The following is a 17,689-nucleotide window of genomic DNA, read 5'->3' as shown; positions in this document are numbered from 1 at the left end:
CCTCAACGCCTCTCAATGCCTGGCCAGGTGGCCGCCGGCCACCGTGATGGTGTCCGCGGTGACGTGCCTGCTGGCATCGGTGCACAGGAAGTGCACCACGTCCGCCACGTCCTCCGGCTGCCCCTGGCCCATCAGGCTCATCGCCCGATATGCCGCCAGGAACGGTGGCGGGACCGCCCTGCCCAGGTGCTCGTTCCAGATCAGGCCCGGTGCGACCGCGTTGACCCGAATGCCGTGCGGTGCTCCTTCCGCGGCGGCCGCGCGCGTGAGGCCGAGCACGCCGGCCTTGGCCGCGGCGTAGTGGGCCTCACCCAGGCCCGTCCCGCTCCAGGCCGCGACGGAGGACAGGTTCACGATCGCGCCTCCACGTTCCCTGAGCAGCGGCCAGGCCTCCCGGATATGCAGGAAGGCCGAGGTCACATTGGTGTCGAGGACCGCATGCCAGGTCGCCAGATCCATGTCGGCCAAGGAGGCCGGCTTGTTGAACCCCGCACTGTTCACCAGGATGTCGAGACGCCCGAACTCGTCCCTGACGCGGCCGAACAGGCTCACGACGGCGTCTTCGTCGCGTACGTCCATCGGCTCGCAGAGATGCTCGACCGCAAGGTCGCCGAGCCGAGATCGCAGGGCCTCGACGCGCTTTGCGCTGATGTCGGTGACGACCAAGGACGCTCCCGCACACCGCAGACGCTCCACGATCGCCGAACCGATACCCGCACCGGCGCCACCCGTGACCAGCGCGACCCGCCCGCGCAGACCATCCTCGTCGCTCTCCCGCGGCGTCATGAGCGCACTCCCGCGGGCAGTTGGATCTCACGGCCCCGAAGCTCACGCTTGAGAATCTTGCCGGTCGGCCCGAGCGGCATGTCGTCGATGAACTCGACGTGGCGCGGCACCTTGTAGGCCATCAGCTCGGTCCGGCACAACGCGATCAATTCGGCCGCCAGTTCCTGACTGGGATCGGTCGCGACGACAAACGCGACAGCCAGTTCCCCCTTGACCTTGTCGGGTGTGCCGACGACCGCGCACAGCCGTACGCGGGGATGGCGGTAAAGGATGTTCTCCACCTCCAGGGGATAGATGTTGTAGCCGCCGGAGATGACCAGATCCTTCTTGCGGTCGACGATGGACAGGCAACCGTCGTGATCCATCAGCCCGAGATCTCCGCTACGCCATCCAGCGGTGCTGTAAAAGGCAGCGGTGGTTTCGGGGTCCCGCCAATATCCGGGCCCCACCGTGTCGCCAGAGATGACCACTTCACCGATCTCGCCACGCGGCAGTTCGACACCGTCGTCATCGACGATGGCGATACGGGAACTCCCGAAGGCCGGCCCGGCCGAACCCGGCCGTCTCGCTCCTTCGACCGGGTCGCCCGTCACATAGCCGCTCACTTCGGTCGCACCGTATATCTGCGAGACTCGCGCGATCCCCAACTCGTTCTCACACGCCTCCACCACGTCCGGCGCCACCGGAGCACCACCCGCGATCACGAGCCGGAGGGACGAGAGGTCGTGCTCACCGGGGCGGAATCCCTTCCACAGATAGATGAGCATCGTCGGCGTTCCGGCGAAGTACGTGACCCGGTGTCGGGCGATATCGCTCAGGACCCGCTCGGTCTCCCAGCGCTCGTGCACGATCAACGTTCCACCCGAATACAACGCTGTCAGCATCAGGCAGGTCGCACCGAAGTTGTTGAACATCGGCAGTACGTCGAGCAGGGTCTCCTTGCCGAAGCGGAACCGGTTGAACGTCGCCATGTCGCGGACCGTCGAATAGATGCTGCCGTGGGTCTGCATCGCCCCCTTCGGCTCACCGGTCGTGCCCGAGGTGAAGAACACCGCGGCCACATCCTCAAGGCGGCGTCGCTCCAGAGGCCGTTCGTCCGACGCGGCCGACAGCAGGTCGTCCAGGTCCAGGCATCCACCCGCCGGCCCGCCATGGGCGAGCGCGACGCGCAACGACGGGATCTGCCGTACGGCGGCCACAGCCACCGCCGCGCCCGCGGAACCCGTCACGATGACCGGCGCTTCCGTCCGCTCCGCGATCGAGCAGACTTCCCGCTCCCTGGCCATCGATGCGACAGGAACGAAGATCGCGCCAAGGCGCAGGCAAGCCAGATAGCCGACAGCGAGATCCGGGCAATTCGGAAGATAAACGCATACGGGAACATCGGGGCCGACGCCCTGATCGGCCAGGACGTTCGCCAGCCGAGCCGCCATGCGATCGACATCCCGGTAGGTCATCGATCGCGTTCCGTCGTCGATGAAGACCCTGTCCGGAATCCATCGAACCGCGTCCTGCAGCAACTCGCTCACGATACGCATCGCACCCTCTTTGAGTGACTGACCGGAACTTCTCGGGGCCTTGGTGAGCTTCACTTCCAAAGCGCCGACAGTGACCTTTCGGCAACGTCTTGTGCATGTGCACAACCGCGTCGGCGGATCGTTGTGTGTGATGGCCGTCGTCGGATCGGCCCGCGGTCCCACGCACAGCCGGTTCGGCGGCAGGTTCGCAGACCGCCTCGCGTGAGGGTGCAGGGCTGGTGCATCGCGCCGGCCTCGAACCCGGAGGCCACGCCGTGTCGCGATGGCGCGGCCCCCGGCGCGGGGTCAGGAGGTGGTGGGTGCGGCTTCGCGCTGCTGCTGGCTGGCGATGGAGTTCTGGACGGCCGCGGTGGACAGCGCGTCGAGTTCGGCGAGACGGCTCTGGCACCAGGCTTCGCTCTGTGTGCGATGGCGGTTGGTCTGCTGTATGGCGGGCTTGACGTAGCGGGCGAAGAGTTCGAAGTGCTTCCTGGTGGCCTCGGGGTCGGCCCACTCGCCGTGGAGCATCAGGAAGGCACCGAACCCCCCGGACTGGGCCTCAAGGCGCTGGATCTGGCGGATGGCGTCGTCGGGTGTGCCGATGACGCCGATGCCCGTGTCGTTGATCCAGGAGACGAGCTCGTCGAAGTTGTCCGAGGCGGCCCGGAAGTGCGGGACGGCGCAGACGTCGCGGGTGTACTTGGCGAAGCGCACCAAGCCGTACTCGACGTCCTTGATGGCCTGTTCGCGGGTCTCGGCGATGTGCATGGGGCCGACCAGCCGCCAGCCGCCGCGGTCGGGCACGGGCAGGCCGTATTCCTGCGCCTGCTTCTCGACGATGCTCCAGTGCCAGGCGAGCGCCTCGAAGCCCTCCGGGGAGGTGGCACCGATGGACAGCAGCCCCATGCCGTGCTGCCCGGCGACGCGGGCCCCGGTGGGGGACGCGATGGAGGCGACGGCGGCGTCCACCGGGTCGCTGTAGGGCTGGAGCTGGGTGCGGGCGGCGGTGAGGGTGTAGCGGGAGGTGCGTTTGGTGACCGGCTCGTCGGAGGTGAGCAGACGCATGAACACCTCGGCGTCCTCCTCCAGAGCGCCGCGCAGGTCGCGGGGGTCCAGCCCGATCATCGCGGCGTCCGAGGGCAGTGCGCCGGAGCCGATGCCCACGATCAGCCGGCCCCGCGTCAGGTGGTCCAGCAGAAGCACCTGGTCGGCGGCCAGCAGCGGGTTGTGGTAGGGCAACGACAGCACGCCCAGGGCCAGCTTGATCGTTCGGGTGTGGTTCGCCGCGTGGGCGATGAACACAGCCGGGTCCGAGATCAGCTCCGCGCCGCCGGAATGGTGCTCCCCGATCCATGCCTCGTCGTAGCCGAGTTCGTCGAGTTGCTTCAGCAGCTCGACATCACTGTGCAGTGAAGCCGTTACGTCCTCCCTCAGATCCGTGTGGAATCCGGGCAGGAAAATTCCGAACCGAAGGCGTCCCATGAAAACTGCTCCTCGAAGTGAGATCACGACGAATGCGTTCGCGGTCGTCGGTCAGTGCGTCGCCGGCATTTCCTGGTGCGCTGTGGAACGCCGGTGATCGTGGGCGAAGTACACGGTCGTCGGGTTCAGCGAGATCAGCCTGGCCGCAGAGCTCCGCCAGAGGTCGGCCCCGTCGGCCATCTGGATCTGGGTGTCCCAGAAGGGGTGGTCCTGGGTGAGCCGCTCCGGGTTCCGCCACAAGTCGGTGGTGTAGAAGGCGTCACCGACGATCAGTGAGCGTTCGCCGTCGGCTTCCACCAGGACGCTCTGGTGTCCGGGCGTGTGCCCCGGGGTGGACAGGCAGGTGATGCCGGGGAGGATTTCGGTGTCCGCCGGACCGAGCTGTTCGAGCCGCGCACCGGGGAAGTCCCATGCGGGCCGCGACTGTTCGGCCAGTGGCGCGTGTCCCGCGCGGTGCCATGCGACCTCGGCGGCGCGCACGACGAATCGGGCGTGTGGGAACAGGCAGTTGTCGCCGGAATGATCGCCGAGATGGGTGTTGACCACGATGGAGACTTCGGCCGGTTCGATTCCGTGGTCCGCGAGCGCCTCCACCGCTGTGCGTCGTACCCATGAACACCTCATGTCCCCGTAACGCAGTTCCCCCGCCGCTTCGGCGCCGCCGAACATCGTGCCGAAGCCCGTGTCGACCAGGACCACTCCGTCGCGGTGCACGACGGCGTACGCGTAGAAGGGCGCGGCCGGTCCCAGCGCGGTGCCGGACATGCTGCCGAGGTACAGCCGGAGGATCCTCATCCGTTCTCCAGCCCGATCGAGACCTCGGGCGGCCAGGCGTCGACGGCCGCCCGGGCCAGTGGCCCGATCCGTTCGGCGAACCGGACGGTGGCCGCCGTCCCGACGGCCGCCCATGGCTGTGCGGCGAGCCGGTCGGTGATCGCCTCCGCCTCGCGCAGGAGCGAACGCCCGGCGTCGGTAACCGAGCCGGTGGCGTCGACCAGCCCGCGCCCGGCCAGCTGCTCGCGGGCATCCGACCATTCCTGGTCGGTCCAGGCGCGGCTGGTCTGGTAGGGGGCGTTCGGGAGGTCGCTGCCCACCCGCATCAGGAGCGATTCCAGGCCGGACAGCCCGACCATGACGAGGGCGACGACGTGGCAGTCCCCGCGCAGTTCCCGCAGTGCGGTGGCCGCCAGCCAGAGAGCGGCGAGGGGTTCCCGCGGCCGGTCCAGAGCGGCGTTGGCGGCCCCGAGGGCCCGCCCGCCGGTGTCCGCCGCGCGGACCGCCGCCCAGGCCACGTCGGCCGCCTCGGCGATCCGTTTCCTGTCGTGGGCCACGTCGCCGAGTGCCTGCAACGCCGCCACCGCGCCGTCCACGCGTGCCGCGAGTGCGGCCTCGGGAGAGGTGAGCCGCCACACCGACGGGATCCCGGCCTCGACGGAGCGCGGTGAGAAGTTGTAGAAGAGCGCGGTCACGGTGGCGGGTCCGACGGGCCCCAGCGGGGCCGCCCTGGCGGCGAGATACCCGGAGTGGAAGTCCTGGAGGCCGATCTTCTCCAGCGCCCGGGCCATCTCCGGCGAGAAGTACGGAAGGGCGTGGACCGACTCGAACAGGGTCCACAGCCGGCGGGGCGTGGGCTGGATTGCCATCGGGTCTCCTTCGCCGGGCATCAACGGTTACCGCTCAACAGCGGGGTCGCGTCGTGGTCCGGCCGCCGGGAGTCCGTGCCCGGCCGGCTCCGGCTCAGCCCGGCGAAATGCAGTACCTCGTCCGAGACCATGCGTAGTTGCTGCTCGATCCGCGGTTCGCTGCACCGGTTGTCGGCGAAGCGGCACTCCGAGGAGTTGATCGCGGCGCCGTACGGTGTCACCCATCCGCGCAGGGCGTGGACGATCGAGCGAAGCGCTTCCAAGGTGGTCACCGCCCCCTGCCAGCCCTTGGCGCTGACGACCAGTCCGACCGCCCGCCCCGCCAGATAGGGGCGTTCGTCGCCGCTCAACTCCTCTGTGTAGTCCAGCGCGTTCTTCACCAGCCCTGATATGGAGCCGTGATAGCCCGGTGACGCGACGATCACCCCGTCGGCCCGGCGCAGCTGTGCCACCAGGTCGTCGGCCACCGGGCCGCCGCCGGTCGTGCCAGGGACGTACATGGGCAGGCTGGCGAGTTCCGCGCCGCCGAGGCAGGCCGTTGTCGCCCCGCGCCGGGCCGCTTGTTCGAGGGCGATCCGCAACGCCTGTTCGCTTGAGGATCCGGTACGGACCGTGCCGCCTATCCCGACGATGTGCGGCGGCCTGCCGCGGTGCTCACCGTTGCTTGTCACGTGCCACTCCGTCCGTGTGTCGTCGTGCCTGGGAGGTGCGCAACCGTCGGCGCGGTCAGGTCAGTCGCAGGACCAGGGTGCCGTTGTGACCGACGGAGAGGCTCTGCCCCGGTGCCACGGCCACGGTGGTGTGGGGGAGTTCGACGACGGCGGGTCCCTTGAGCGTGGCTCCCGCCGTCAGCCGGCCGGTGAACACCTCGGTCTCCCGCGGTCCGGTGCCGGGCCAGTGGATCTCGCGGGTTCCCTGTGGGACGGGCGACTGCGAGGCCGTGTCCTCCGGGCCCGTGGCGCCGGCCTCCACGCCCGACCGCACCCGGGCGGTGACCCTGATGCTGAAGATCTCGATGTCCTGGAACAAGGCCAGCGCCGCCTCGCTGTAGAGGCGGGCGTACTCGGCGGTGAACCGTCGCTCGGCCTCCTCGCGGAACGCCGCGTCGATCCCGCCTTCCGGCAGGCGCACCGGCAGTTCCTGGAGTTGCTGTGCGGCGTAGCGCATGCTTGCGGTCCGCTCGATCACGACGCCGGACGTCACGCCCTCCGCGGCCAGCGCCTCACGGGCCCTGCGTTCGAGTTCGTCGATCGCGGTGCGCAGCCGTTCCACGTCGAAGGGGGAGGTCAGCGCGACCGGGCGTTCGAACGATCGCTGGAGGTCGCTCACTGCCGCGCCGTAGGCCGACAGGGTGGACGCGCCGTCGCCCAGCGGCACCACGACCTCGTCGACTCCCAGCTCCTGCGCGTAGGCGAAGGCATGGACCGGACCGGCGCCACCGTAGGCGTACACCGTGAAGTCACGGGGATCCAGGCCCTGTTCGACCGTGCGCTGCCGGATCAGGGTGGCGGCGGCGTGCGCGTTCACCAGCACGATGCCGGCCGCGGTCTCCTCGACGGACAGGCCCAGTTGCTCCGCGACCGATCCGACCGCGCGACGGGCGGCTTCCGCGTCCAAGGTCATCCGGCCGCCGAGAAACGTCAGCGGGTCGATGAGGCCCAGCACCACGTCGGCGTCGGTGACCGTGGGCCGGGTGCCGATTCCGTAGCACGCGGGGCCCGGATCGGCGCCGGCCGACTCGGGTCCGACCCGCAGGGTCCTGCTCTGTTCGTCGAAGCGGGCGATGGAGCCGCCACCGCAGGCGATCGACCGCAGGTCGAGGTGCGTGGAGTGAAAGGTGTACTTGTCGAGGATCTCCTGGCTCGACACGGTCGGCACGCCGTCGACGATCAGACCGACCTCGAACGATGTCCCGCCCATGTCGGTGGCGATGACATTGTCCTGCGACCGCGCGCGGGCGACGGACAGTGTCCCGGCCAGACCGCCGGCGGGTCCCGACCCGATGCCCTGCACCGGTCGCCGCCCCGCTTCGGCCACGGGTACCACGCCGCCACCGGCCTCCATGATGTACAGCGGCGAGCGAAGCCCCCTGTCCCGCAGCGCATGCGACAACTCGTGCAGATAGCGCCGTGAGTCCGGTCCGACGTAGCTGTTGATCACCGCAGCCACGGTCCGCTCGAACTCGCCCTGGCGCGGGGAGACTTCCGAGGACAGGCTGACATAGACATCGGGTGACACCTCCCGCACGATCTCCCTGAGCCGTATTTCGTGGCGGGGATTGACGGTCGACCACAGCAGTGCGATGGCGACCGCCTCGACCTCGTCACCGGACAGCAGCCGCTCGACCGCCTCCCGCGCCTGGATCTCGTTCAGCGGGGCCAGCACACTGCCGTCGGAGGTGATGCGCTCTTCTATCTCGGCGACGTTGCGGCGGCGGACGAGCGGAGCGGGCATGGTCTCGTGATGGGCGTCGAAGACGCGGTCGCCGGTGAGACCGCTGGTGCGTCCCTGGCTGCGCATCATGAGGAACGCGTCGCCGTGTCCCTTGGTGGCCAGCAGTCCCACGGACGCGCCCTTGCGCTCCACGACCAGATTCGTTCCGATCGTGGTGCCGTGGCTGAACCGTTCGGTGCGCACGAGCAGTTCGTCCAGGGCGAGACCGCTGTCCGCGGCCAGCAGCCCCAGACCGTTCAGTACGCCCTCGGTCGGCGTCGTCGAATGGGTCGACAGGGTCTTCGCGGTCGAGATCCGGCCCCGTTCGTCGACCAGCACGCAGTCGGTGAACGTGCCCCCGATGTCGACTCCGATGCTGTAGGCGGTCATGGCGGTGCTCCTCAGAGTCGGATGTGGAGGTCGTGCAGCGGGCTCTGCTCGCACAGGACGATCTCGGAATCGATGACGAATCCGGTGACCGGGCAGATGTACTCCCGCAGCACGACACGGTCGGCCAGCTCGGGGTCGGAGCACTCGAACTCGGGGCCGATCGACCGTATCGGCGACTCCCGGACGACGGCGGCGTCCTTGTAGTTCCCGTCCGCCGGACCGAGGTCCGCGCCGTTGCACCACCACCGGCCGTCGACCACGTGCAGCAGCTCGCCCACCCTGCGCGCGCCCCGCGGGGCGGGGACGGGCTCACCGGGATCCGCGCCGGCGAGCCGCTGTCCGCGCAGTTCCCGGCGGCGCCGGGCCGTCGCCTGCGCGTCGAGTCCGGCCGCGCCGTCACGGAGCAGCACGCCGTACACGCGGGCCGCCGCCTCCGCGGTGAGGCCGTGCTCCTCGATGTCCACCAGTACCGCGGCGGGGTCCCGGCGCAGGGGGTCCCCCCAGCCGGCGACGGAGGGGAAGAGGCCCTCCAGCACGTCTCCGTCGACGAGCGGATGCCCCTGCGTCTTCCACGGCAGCTCCCGCTGCTCGCCCGCCAGCTCTTCCACCCCGACCGGGACATGCCCGTCCCGCAACCGGTCGAAGACATCGCTGCCCTGGACCACCTTGACGTGGGCGCGGCTCCCCGGGGCGGCGCCCAGCAGGCCGGCGCCCTTGGGGAACGCCTCGCCCATCGTGTACAGCACCATTCCCCCCGCGGTGCCGCGCAGGGTCATGCCGTACACGAAGCCGAGTCCGCCCCGGTGCCGTCCCGCTCCGTCGAGGCCGGCCGGCAGTGCCCGCCGGTAGAGATAGACGATGGGGTTGAACGACTCCAGATCCTCCACGTTGGGCCCGATGCCGGACGGGATCCACCAGTGCCCGCCGAAGTCGGGACCGTCTCGCCACGGGGATCCGCCGAAGGAGCCGAGCATCATCTCGCCGCCGGCCACCACGAACTGGCCGCCCTTGAGATCGACGCCCGCGAGGCCGGTGGAGCCGCCCGGGTGGGTGAACTGCGCGCCCAGGATGAGCCGGGCCGTCGCCTCGTCACCGCAGGAGAGCATCTTCGCGGTGGCGATCGCCACCGCGTTCACCAGGTTCGTCGCGGTGAACGGGGTGGGGCTGACGGCTGCCGGGTAGTCGGCGCACAGGATCGTGCCGGGTTCGAGGCGGAATTCCACCAGTCGGTAGGCGCCACCGTACGCTCCGCCGAGGTCGGCGACGATCTGTCCCATCATCCCGGCGAGCACGGAACCGGCGAAGGGGCCGAAGGTCATGGAGATCGACCCGGCCTGCGGATCGGTTCCCCGGTTGTCCACGTACACCCGGTCCCCGACTTTCGTCAGGTTCACCTGCAGGGTCTGGACCGACCGGTCTCCCGGCAGCGTGCCCTCGGTGTAGAAGCGGTGTGACCAGCGGCCGTCCGGAATGGAGCGCAGCCGTTCGGCGAACAGCCTCTCGCCCGCTTTCAGGGTTCCCTGCATCACGCCCTTGACCACATCGGCGCCGTAGCGCCCGACCAGCGCGGCTATTTTCCTGCGGGCGTGCTCGTCGGCCGCGATCGCCGCTCGGAGGTCCATTCCGACGAGTTCGGGGAAACGGCTCTGCCGGGCGAAGAGCCTTTCGACGTCGTCGCGCAGCCGTCCCGCCTCGACAATCCTGACGGGCGGCCAGTGGAGCCCCTCCTGGAACGCGTCGGTGGCATCGTGGCAGAAGCTTCCAGGAGCGGTTCCGCCGACGTCCTGGTAGTGCAGCGTGTTCGTCACCCAGCAGAAGAGTTCGTCGCCCACGAAGACCGGAGCGGCCACGCAGGTGTCCATCTGGTGCGGCGCCCCGACGAACGAGTCGTTGATGATGAACATGTCGCCGGGGTGGATCCCCGGATTTCCCGACCGGTTCTCCAGGGTGTACTGGACGCACAGGGACGCCGTGTTCGCGAAGTACTGGACTCCCGGCCCGACGAACAGGACTTCCCCGTCCTCGGTGAGCAGAGCCGTCTGGTAGTCCCGTGACAAAATGATGACCTGGGACACCGCGAGCTTCTGCAGCAGAGCGTTGTGCTCGATGTTGATGTTCAGCAGCGAATACCGTACGACCTCGTAGGTCACGGGGTCGATTTCTTCGGCCGCTGCCCTGTGGAGTCGGAGCGACGGGTCGATCGACAGATTCTTCGCGGGAATATATCCCCGCCTGACCCCGTCCCAGAATCCTGGTTCACGTGGTTCGGGGAGCCCGTCGAGCAGGGCATCGGATTCCATCGCCGCGTCAGCGAGAAGTGACACCGGTCCTCCCGGATTCGATCGTGAGCACGGACTGCTGGGCATTCTGGGAAGCGATATGCAGGCGTGATGATGCCGATGGCGGATGAATTTATGAAGGACCTGAATGGTGGTCAACCGGTGTCGGGATGTTGTGTCCAGATCTCCAAAGATATTCGGAGATCGGTGTAGGGTCTGCCGTCAGGAAACCGAATTTCGGGGAAACCCGAGCGTGGGGCGGGTGCTCAGAGATCCAGCACTATCCGTGCCGTCCGCGCCCGGGAGCAACAGATCATCATGGTCTCTGAGGTGTTCCGCTCCTCCTCGGTCAGGAACGAGTCGCGGTGGTCCGGGACACCGTCGAGCACCGTGGTCTCACAGGTGCCGCAGGTTCCCTCGCGGCAGGAGGTGTCGACCTCGATCCCGGTCGATTCCAGGACGTCCACGATGGACTCGCCGACGGAAACCTGGAGGGTGACGCCGCTGCGGTCCAGCACCACCTCGAAGTCCTGGTCCTCGCCCTGCCGGGCATCGGGCCGCGGCCGGAACCGCTCGATGTGCAAGGACCCCGCGGGCCAGCGCCGGCACCGGGTCTGCGCGGCCTCCAGCAGACCCTCGGGACCGCAGCAGTACACCGCTGTCGTGCTGTGCGGTTCTCCGAGGATCGCATCGAGGTCGAGCAACCCGTACTCGGTCTCCGGGCGGATCCGCACCCGGTCCGGCCATGGGCGCAGGCGCTCGGTGAAGGCCATGGACGCCGCCTCCCGGCCGCCGTAGTGCAGTTGCCAGTCGGCGCCCCGGCGGGCCAGTTCCTCGGCCATGGGCAGCAGCGGGGTGATGCCGATGCCGCCGGCGATCAGGATGTAACGGGACGCTTCGACGAGGGGGAAGTTGTTGCGCGGGCCCCGGACGGTGAGCTGCGTCCCTTTGCGGACCTGGGTCCTCACCCAGTGGGAGCCGCCACGGCCACGGGGCTCGTGGAGGACCGCGATCGTCCAGCTGTCGTTCCGGCGCGGGTCGCCGCACAGCGAGTACTGGCGTTCGAGGCCGTTGCCCAGGAAGAGATCGATGTGGGCGCCCGGTTCCCAGGCGGGCAGGGCTCCGCCGTCGCCCCGCGCGAGGCGCAGAGCGAGGACGTCGTCCGCCACGGGGGAGGTGTCCTCGACGACGACCTCGATCCTGGGAGGCCGAGGGAGTGTCCCGGCCTCCGACCGGACGGCGGCGGTACCGGTGTGCGCGGTCACCGGGCGCCGCCTGGTGGGTATGACATGGCGTTCGGCATGGACGGACCGTAACCGTGGCCAGGCGGTTGCGGGATGGGGCGCGGGCCGATGTTGTGCCGCAGGACAACCCTGCCGGTCCGGTCTTGGTGGGCATCGACGAAGAAGCCGGAGCCGGCCGCCGGCGCGTTGACCTCGCTTCCGGCACGCGACTTACATGGCCCTTCGCGTCCTGCGGGACCTGGGACGGGAGCGGAGTGACGTGCCGGTGACGCCGACGGGCGGGGCGGCACCAGCACGTCCTATCGACTGCGAGGACCTCAACGGTGACCAAATACGTTGTAGCACGGGCTGATGACGTCCCCGCCGGCGGACATATCGTGGTGGAGGTCAACGGCCGCTCGATCGGAATCTTCCGCATCGACGACGAGTTCTACGGCTTGTTCAACCGGTGTCCCCACCGCGGCGGGCCGATGTGCGAGGGGCAGCTCGTGGGAGAGCTCACCTCGGGCCGGCCGGGGGAGTACGTACGCACCGGCGAGCGGACATTCCTTGAGTGCCCCTGGCACGGCTGGGAGTTCGACGTCCAGACCGGGCAGTCCTATTTCGACCCGCGGCGGACCCGTCTGCGGCCGTATCCGGTACACGTCGAGCAAGGACTGTCACTGGCGGCCGAGTTGACCGACGAGCAGGAGTCCGGCACCCGACTCGTGCCAGGCCCGTACATCGCCGAGCGGGTGCCGATCACCGTCGAGGACGACTACCTGGTGGTCACCACCCGCTAGCGGCCGGGGACCGGGGAACCGGGCCCGACCGCCCCCTGCCACAGCTGCCCTTGAGGAGGCAACCATGACGGCGATTCCTGTCGGGACAAGTACTGCCGATCCACGACGCGCGGCCGGCCGGCCCGCCGCGATCGTCGACTGCGACGTGCATCCGTGGCCCGGCGCGAACCATCTCGCCGCCTTCCTGCCGGCGCGCTGGCGGCGCTATCTCGAACAGTTCGGCGCGCGGGGGCCGTTCCCCGGACTGGTCGGCATCCGGCCGTTCGCGGCCCGCATGGACGCGTGGCCCGAGGGCGACGTTCCCGGGGGAGACGCGGACTTCGCCCGCAAACAGCTTCTGGACCTGTACGACATCGACTACGCCATCCTCAACGCCACGAACGCGCTGTTCCCCACGCACTTCGGCGGCAACCAGCCACGGGCCTTCAGCGACGCCCTGCTCCGGGCGACCAACGAGTGGATGGCCGAGAAGTGGCTCGGCCCGGACAAGCGCTGGCTCGGCTCCATCTCCACGCCGTTCGACGACGATCGGGCGGCGGCCGCGGAAATCCACCGGTGCCGTGAGTCGAGCGGGCAATGGGCGCAGGTCCTCCTGCCGATCCGCATGACCTCTCCGCTGGGCAACCCCCGCTACCACAAGGTCATCGAGGCGGCGGTCGACCACGGCCTGCCCATCGCCCTGCATGTCTCCAGCGGGTTCCCGGCGGCCTCGTACTTCTATGAGAGCCACGTCAGCCATCCCCTCTCCGCCTACGGCCATATCGCGAGCCTGATCTTCGAGGGCACCTTCGACCGGTACCCCGAGCTGAAGATCGCCATGCTCGAAGCGAACTGGTCCTGGCTCGCCCCCTACGCATGGCGCCTGGACCGGATCTGGACGACACTCCGCGACGAGGTTCCCGACCTCCGGCGCAAACCATCGGAATACATCGCGGAGCACCTGTACGTGACCACTCAGCCCGCAGAAGAGCCCGAGCACAAACCGTGGTTCCGCGAGATCTACGAACAGTTCAGCGGTCTCTTCCCCGAGAACCGGCTGATGTTCTCCACCGATTACCCGCACTGGGACTTCGACTCGCCCACCGAGGCGCTGCCGAGCCAACTGCCCGCGGAAACCCTGGAGGACATCATGTGGCGGACGGCCGACCGGCTGTACGGGCTGGGCCTCGGAGGCTCGGGCGCGCCGGAGCGGAACACGTGACACGGGTGGTCGCCGCCCTTGTCTGATCCGTCGCAGCCGTCGGCACCCACATTGGTGCAGACGTTTGGACGGTCATCGAGCAGGAACGGTTCAGTCCGTTCGCCGATGTCACCGGCGTGAACTGCGGGCTGGACAGGGCTCGTTTCGCCGCGCCGGTCCGGGCCGGCGGGAAGATCCGTGCCTCGCTGTCCGTCGCTTCCGGCGTCGCTGTCCCCGGGGGCTTCCGGGTCGCCGTCGCCGTGACTGCCGAACCTCACGGCTCCAGCAGCCCGGCCCGCGTGGCCGAGAGGGTCTCGCGCCTGCAGCTGTGAGCGCGGTGATCCCGGCGCCGTCTGGCCGACCGAGGCGCGACCGCGGCACCGGGATGTCCGCATGCCGACGGGGCCCGGCATGTGCCCAGGGAGCAGCCACCGGACCACATACGCCGCCGGCCGTGAGACGAGGGTCGAACGTTGCTTGCGCAGAACCTTGACGATGGTCTGATACTAGGTAGTATGCGACTACTTGGGATCCTCCGGCCGCATCATCTGGGTTCGATCCGGAAAGCCGCAGCATGGCGGCTCCTGAACCTCCGGGCCGTCGACAGGACCGATCCCGACGCCGAGCAGTATCCATTCCTCCCGAACAGGAACCATCGAAAGCACGGGCTAGGCAACCAGGACCCAAGAGGATTCCATGACAACGCAGTCAGGGCAGATCCTCCGCTCAACAAGGGCGGTCGACAGCACAGCGGAGTGGAGCGGCTTCGTCGCCGCCGTATACGCGATCGAGAGCGTCGAGCGCGGCACGTGGGACCGAGCCAGACGAGATCTCCCGTCCTTTCGCAACTGGGGCTACGAACCGTTCTGGAGTCCCGGCGTCTCCCACATGGTCCGCGATGCCATCGCCCACCGCCGCCAGCCGGACGCCGAGTACTTCGAGGCATGCAGGGCCTGGGCCGTGCTCCGTGCCGAACAGGGCATACCGGTCGACGAGGCGGTGAAGGTCTTCCATCTCTACCGGACCGAGTTGAACCGGCGGGCCGCCAGGATGGCGCCGAACATCCTCCAGGCGCCGAAACTCGTCCTGCTGTCCGAGCTGCTGGCGGAATGGCTTGACGCGGGGCTTCTCGCCGTACTGCGGGCGCACGGCGGCACCCAGGCGCCCGCGGACACCGTGGACCACCGGGCCGCCCAGCTGGTGCGGAGCGTGCTCCTGGACGGCTCCGGTGCCGCTGCGGCCCCTGGCGAGTTCGAGCGGTACGGCCTCAACTCCAGCAGGCGCTTCTACGCGGTGCGCGCGAGGCCCACGCCGGAGCACACCCCTGCGGGGATCGCCCAGTACCTGTGCAGCGGAGGCCCGGGCCTCACCACCTGTATCAACGGGGATGTCTGCGGAATAGTCGAGCATCTGCCGCCGACCCCGGCGCCCGTGCCCATAGGCGTCACCGGCCCCGTTGGGCTCTCCGCGGTGGCCAACGCGTTTCTGCGCGCAAGCCGGGCGCACGAGACCTCGGTGGCGTTCGGACTGCACGGTCAGCAGTCACTGGACTCGCTCGGACTGTATCCGAGCGTGCTGTCGGACAACGAGGTCGGCGATGTCCTGGTCGCCAGGTACATAGAGCCAGTGGCACGTCTCGGCGCTTCGGGGCGGGCGATCCTGGCCACTGTGGCTCGCTATCTGGAATCCGACTACGGCCTTGCAGAGACGGCCAAGTCGGATTTTCTCCATGTGAATACCGTCCGGTACCGCCTGCGGAAATTCGAAGAGATCACCGGGCGGTCACTGAAGTCGGCGGAGGTGCATTCCGAGGTGTGGTGGGCTTTCGCGCGCCGCCGGGTGGTGCACGGCGAGCGGCCGGCCATGGATGCCTCCGCCCTGCCCGAGGACACGGCGGAGGTCGTACCGCTGCACCCGTGACGTCACGGTGTCACGCGCTCGAAGATCGCGGCCAGCCCCTGGCCACCGCCGATGCACATGGTCATCAGCCCGTACCGGGCCTCGCGCCGGTGCAGCTCCCGTGCAAGAGCGCCGAGCATACGGGTTCCGGTGGCACCGACCGGGTGGCCGAGCGCGATCCCAGAGCCGTGCACGTTGAGTCTGTCGAAATCCGTCTCACCGAATCCCCACTCCCGGGTACAGGCCAGCACCTGGGCCGCGAAGGCCTCGTTGAGTTCGATCAGGTCCAGATCGGAGAACTTCAGCCCGGCCCGCTCCAGCGCCGCACGAGTGGCGGGCACCGGGCCGATCCCCATGACCCTGGGTGCGACGCCCGCGGCGCCCGCCGCGACCAGCCGGACCAGCGGGCGCAGGCCCAGTGCCTCGGCCCGCTTTCGGTGCGTCACCACGCAGACGGCCGCGGCGTCGTTCTGTCCACTGGCGTTGCCCGCGGTCACGGTGGCTTCCGGGTCGTTCCTGCCGAGCACCGGACGGAGCCTGCCGAGCGTCTCCAACGACGCGTCCGGGCGCGGATGTTCGTCGGTGTCCACGAGGAACTCGCCCTTCCTCGTCGAGGCGGACACCGGCACGATCTCCTCGGCGAACACACCGTCGCGCTGTGCCGCGACCGCCCGGCGATGGGACTCGACTGCGAGCCGGTCCTGTTCCCCGCGGGGGATGCGGTACTCGCGACGCAGGTTCTCCGCCGTCTCCAGCATGCCTCCCGGTACGGGATGCAGGCGTCCGCCGGCGGTGACGCGACCACGTCCGAGCCCGTCCTGCAAAGCCACGGCCTGCCCTTTGACGCCCCACCGTATGTCGGTGGTGTAGAAGGCGGCGTTGCTCATGCTCTCGGCCCCGCCGGCCACGACCAGGTCCCGCACGCCCGCCCGGACTTCCAGTGCCGCCTGCAACACCGCCTGGAGACCCGACCCGCACCGCCGGTCGACCTGGAGGCCCGTCACGGTGACGGGGAGACCTGCGTTCAAGGCCACCACCCGTCCGATGGCCGGTGCCTCGCTTGTCGGATAGCAGTGGCCGAGCACGACCTCCTCGACGGCGGCAGGGTCCAGGCCGGTCCGGGTGAGCAGGCCGCGCAGGGCGGCCTCGCCCAGGTCGGCCGCGGTCAGGTTCTTCAAGGAGCCGCCGAAGCCGCCGATGGGAGTGCGGACGGGTTCGCAGATCACTACATCTCGCATGGCACGCGACCTCTCCGGGTGTCCGGTGCGGTGGTCACATGAACCGTCCGCCGGTGACTTCCAGCACGGCTCCGGTCATGTAGGAGGACAGGTCCGAAGCCAGGAACAGGGCGACCGCCGCGACCTCCGCCGGCTCGCCCGGCCGTCGCATCGGGATCTCGCTCATCTTCTGGTCCCACGCCCGCTGCGGCATCGACTCGGTCATCTTCGAGCGGATCAGCCCCGGCTGGATCGCGTTCACCCTGACGCCGTGGTGGGCCAGCTCCTTCGCGGCGGCCTTGGTCAGGCCGACGATCCCGGCCTTCGCCGCCGAATAGTTGGTCTGGCCGGCCATCCCGACCTTGCCTGACAGGGAGGAGACATTGACTATTACGCCGGCTCCGCGCTCGCGCATGACGGCGGCGGCCAGTCGAGTGCCGTGCCAGGTGCCTTTGAGATGCACGTTGATCACGTCGTCGAACTGGCTCTCGGTCATCGTCCGCAGGCCGGCGTCGCGGGTGATTCCCGCGTTGTTGACCATGACGTCCAGTGACCCGAAAGCAGCCAGTGTCCGATGAAGCAGGGCGTCCACTTCGGATGAACTGGTCACGTCGCACCGTACGGCGATCGCCACGTCGGGTCCGCCGAGTCTGCTCGCCGCGGCCTGTGTCGCCTCCGGGTCGAGGTCGCCGAGCACCACCCGTGCCCCTTCCTTGACGAACGCTTCGGCGATGGCGAAGCCGATGCCCTGCGCACCGCCGGTGATGACTGCGCTCCGGCCCTCCAGATGTGCCACTGTCGTTTCCTTCCGACTTCGAGGCGTTATGGCGTGGTCGA

14 protein-coding genes are annotated in these 17,689 nt (G+C 69.0%); 3 read left to right on the top strand and 11 right to left on the bottom strand.

What is annotated here, in order from left to right:
* Window positions 1-12 precede the first annotated feature (12 nt).
* The 9 genes from ACQHII_RS11620 to ACQHII_RS11580 form a co-directional block, all read right to left on the bottom strand.
* Window positions 13-786, bottom strand: a complete 774-nt coding sequence (locus tag ACQHII_RS11620; protein WP_427919225.1) for an SDR family NAD(P)-dependent oxidoreductase — start codon at window positions 784-786, stop codon at window positions 13-15.
* Window positions 783-2,324, bottom strand: coding sequence for a class I adenylate-forming enzyme family protein (locus ACQHII_RS11615; RefSeq protein WP_427919224.1), 1,542 nt, complete (start codon window positions 2,322-2,324; stop codon window positions 783-785). Before ACQHII_RS11615 ends, ACQHII_RS11620 begins: the two co-directional genes overlap by 4 nt.
* Before the next feature lie 285 nt (window positions 2,325-2,609).
* On the bottom strand, window positions 2,610-3,785 hold the full coding sequence (locus tag ACQHII_RS11610; RefSeq protein WP_427919223.1) for an LLM class flavin-dependent oxidoreductase: 1,176 nt from the start codon (window positions 3,783-3,785) through the stop codon (window positions 2,610-2,612).
* Between the two features lie 51 nt (window positions 3,786-3,836).
* Window positions 3,837-4,580: an MBL fold metallo-hydrolase gene (locus tag ACQHII_RS11605; protein WP_427919222.1), complete on the bottom strand. Its 744-nt coding sequence runs from the start codon at window positions 4,578-4,580 to the stop codon at window positions 3,837-3,839.
* Entirely contained in the window at window positions 4,577-5,428 is an 852-nt protein-coding gene (locus ACQHII_RS11600; RefSeq protein WP_427919221.1) for an SCO6745 family protein, read from the bottom strand. Before ACQHII_RS11600 ends, ACQHII_RS11605 begins: the two co-directional genes overlap by 4 nt.
* Before the next feature lie 20 nt (window positions 5,429-5,448).
* Window positions 5,449-6,099: an NADPH-dependent FMN reductase gene (locus ACQHII_RS11595; protein ID WP_427919220.1), complete on the bottom strand. Its 651-nt coding sequence runs from the start codon at window positions 6,097-6,099 to the stop codon at window positions 5,449-5,451.
* Between the two features lie 55 nt (window positions 6,100-6,154).
* A complete protein-coding gene (locus ACQHII_RS11590; protein WP_427919219.1) occupies window positions 6,155-8,251 on the bottom strand; it encodes a hydantoinase/oxoprolinase family protein in 2,097 nt (698 codons plus the stop codon).
* Between the two features lie 11 nt (window positions 8,252-8,262).
* Window positions 8,263-10,401, bottom strand: a complete 2,139-nt coding sequence (locus ACQHII_RS11585) for a hydantoinase B/oxoprolinase family protein (RefSeq protein ID WP_427919218.1) — start codon at window positions 10,399-10,401, stop codon at window positions 8,263-8,265.
* 395 nt (window positions 10,402-10,796) lie between these two features.
* Window positions 10,797-11,729 (bottom strand): PDR/VanB family oxidoreductase, encoded by a 933-nt coding sequence (locus ACQHII_RS11580; RefSeq protein ID WP_427925292.1) that lies wholly within the window; start codon window positions 11,727-11,729, stop codon window positions 10,797-10,799.
* A 368-nt stretch (window positions 11,730-12,097) separates the two neighbouring features.
* On the opposite strand from ACQHII_RS11580, the gene ACQHII_RS11575 reads away from it, so the two are divergent.
* The 3 genes from ACQHII_RS11575 (at window position 12,098) to ACQHII_RS11565 (ending at window position 15,656) form a co-directional block, all read left to right on the top strand.
* Window positions 12,098-12,556 carry a Rieske (2Fe-2S) protein gene (locus ACQHII_RS11575; RefSeq protein ID WP_427919217.1) on the top strand — a complete coding sequence of 153 codons (459 nt, stop codon included), beginning with the start codon at window positions 12,098-12,100 and terminating at the stop codon, window positions 12,554-12,556.
* 64 nt (window positions 12,557-12,620) lie between these two features.
* Window positions 12,621-13,757: an amidohydrolase family protein gene (locus ACQHII_RS11570; protein ID WP_427919216.1), complete on the top strand. Its 1,137-nt coding sequence runs from the start codon at window positions 12,621-12,623 to the stop codon at window positions 13,755-13,757.
* 675 nt (window positions 13,758-14,432) lie between these two features.
* Window positions 14,433-15,656, top strand: a complete 1,224-nt coding sequence (locus ACQHII_RS11565; RefSeq protein ID WP_427919215.1) for a PucR family transcriptional regulator — start codon at window positions 14,433-14,435, stop codon at window positions 15,654-15,656.
* 2 nt (window positions 15,657-15,658) lie between these two features.
* Here the strand turns inward: ACQHII_RS11565 and ACQHII_RS11560 are convergent, their stop codons facing one another.
* Together ACQHII_RS11560 and fabG are read right to left on the bottom strand one after the other, a co-directional pair.
* A complete protein-coding gene (locus ACQHII_RS11560) occupies window positions 15,659-16,873 on the bottom strand; it encodes an acetyl-CoA C-acetyltransferase (RefSeq protein ID WP_427919214.1) in 1,215 nt (404 codons plus the stop codon).
* A 34-nt stretch (window positions 16,874-16,907) separates the two neighbouring features.
* Entirely contained in the window at window positions 16,908-17,648 is a 741-nt protein-coding gene (gene fabG, locus ACQHII_RS11555) for a 3-oxoacyl-ACP reductase FabG (protein WP_427919213.1), read from the bottom strand.
* Window positions 17,649-17,689 lie beyond the last annotated feature (41 nt).

This window comes from Streptomyces sp. cg40, assembly GCF_050320165.1.
GTDB lineage: Bacteria > Actinomycetota > Actinomycetes > Streptomycetales > Streptomycetaceae > Streptomyces > Streptomyces hokutonensis.
The sequence above is the reverse complement of the archived record's forward strand: the minus strand, read 5'-3'. Positions and strand labels throughout refer to the sequence as shown.

Excerpts from the sequence above, each read along its gene's own strand:
- ACQHII_RS11615 (WP_427919224.1), bottom strand. The coding sequence starts at position 2,324 with ATGCGTATCGTGAGCGAGTTGCTGCAGGACGCGGTTCGATGGATTCCG.
- ACQHII_RS11610 (WP_427919223.1), bottom strand. The coding sequence starts at position 3,785 with ATGGGACGCCTTCGGTTCGGAATTTTCCTGCCCGGATTCCACACGGAT.
- ACQHII_RS11605 (WP_427919222.1), bottom strand. The coding sequence starts at position 4,580 with ATGAGGATCCTCCGGCTGTACCTCGGCAGCATGTCCGGCACCGCGCTG.
- ACQHII_RS11565 (WP_427919215.1), top strand. The coding sequence starts at position 14,433 with ATGACAACGCAGTCAGGGCAGATCCTCCGCTCAACAAGGGCGGTCGAC.
- ACQHII_RS11570 (WP_427919216.1), top strand. The coding sequence starts at position 12,621 with ATGACGGCGATTCCTGTCGGGACAAGTACTGCCGATCCACGACGCGCG.
- ACQHII_RS11600 (WP_427919221.1), bottom strand. The coding sequence starts at position 5,428 with ATGGCAATCCAGCCCACGCCCCGCCGGCTGTGGACCCTGTTCGAGTCG.
- ACQHII_RS11620 (WP_427919225.1), bottom strand. The coding sequence starts at position 786 with ATGACGCCGCGGGAGAGCGACGAGGATGGTCTGCGCGGGCGGGTCGCG.
- ACQHII_RS11590 (WP_427919219.1), bottom strand. The coding sequence starts at position 8,251 with ATGACCGCCTACAGCATCGGAGTCGACATCGGGGGCACGTTCACCGAC.
- ACQHII_RS11560 (WP_427919214.1), bottom strand. The coding sequence starts at position 16,873 with ATGCGAGATGTAGTGATCTGCGAACCCGTCCGCACTCCCATCGGCGGC.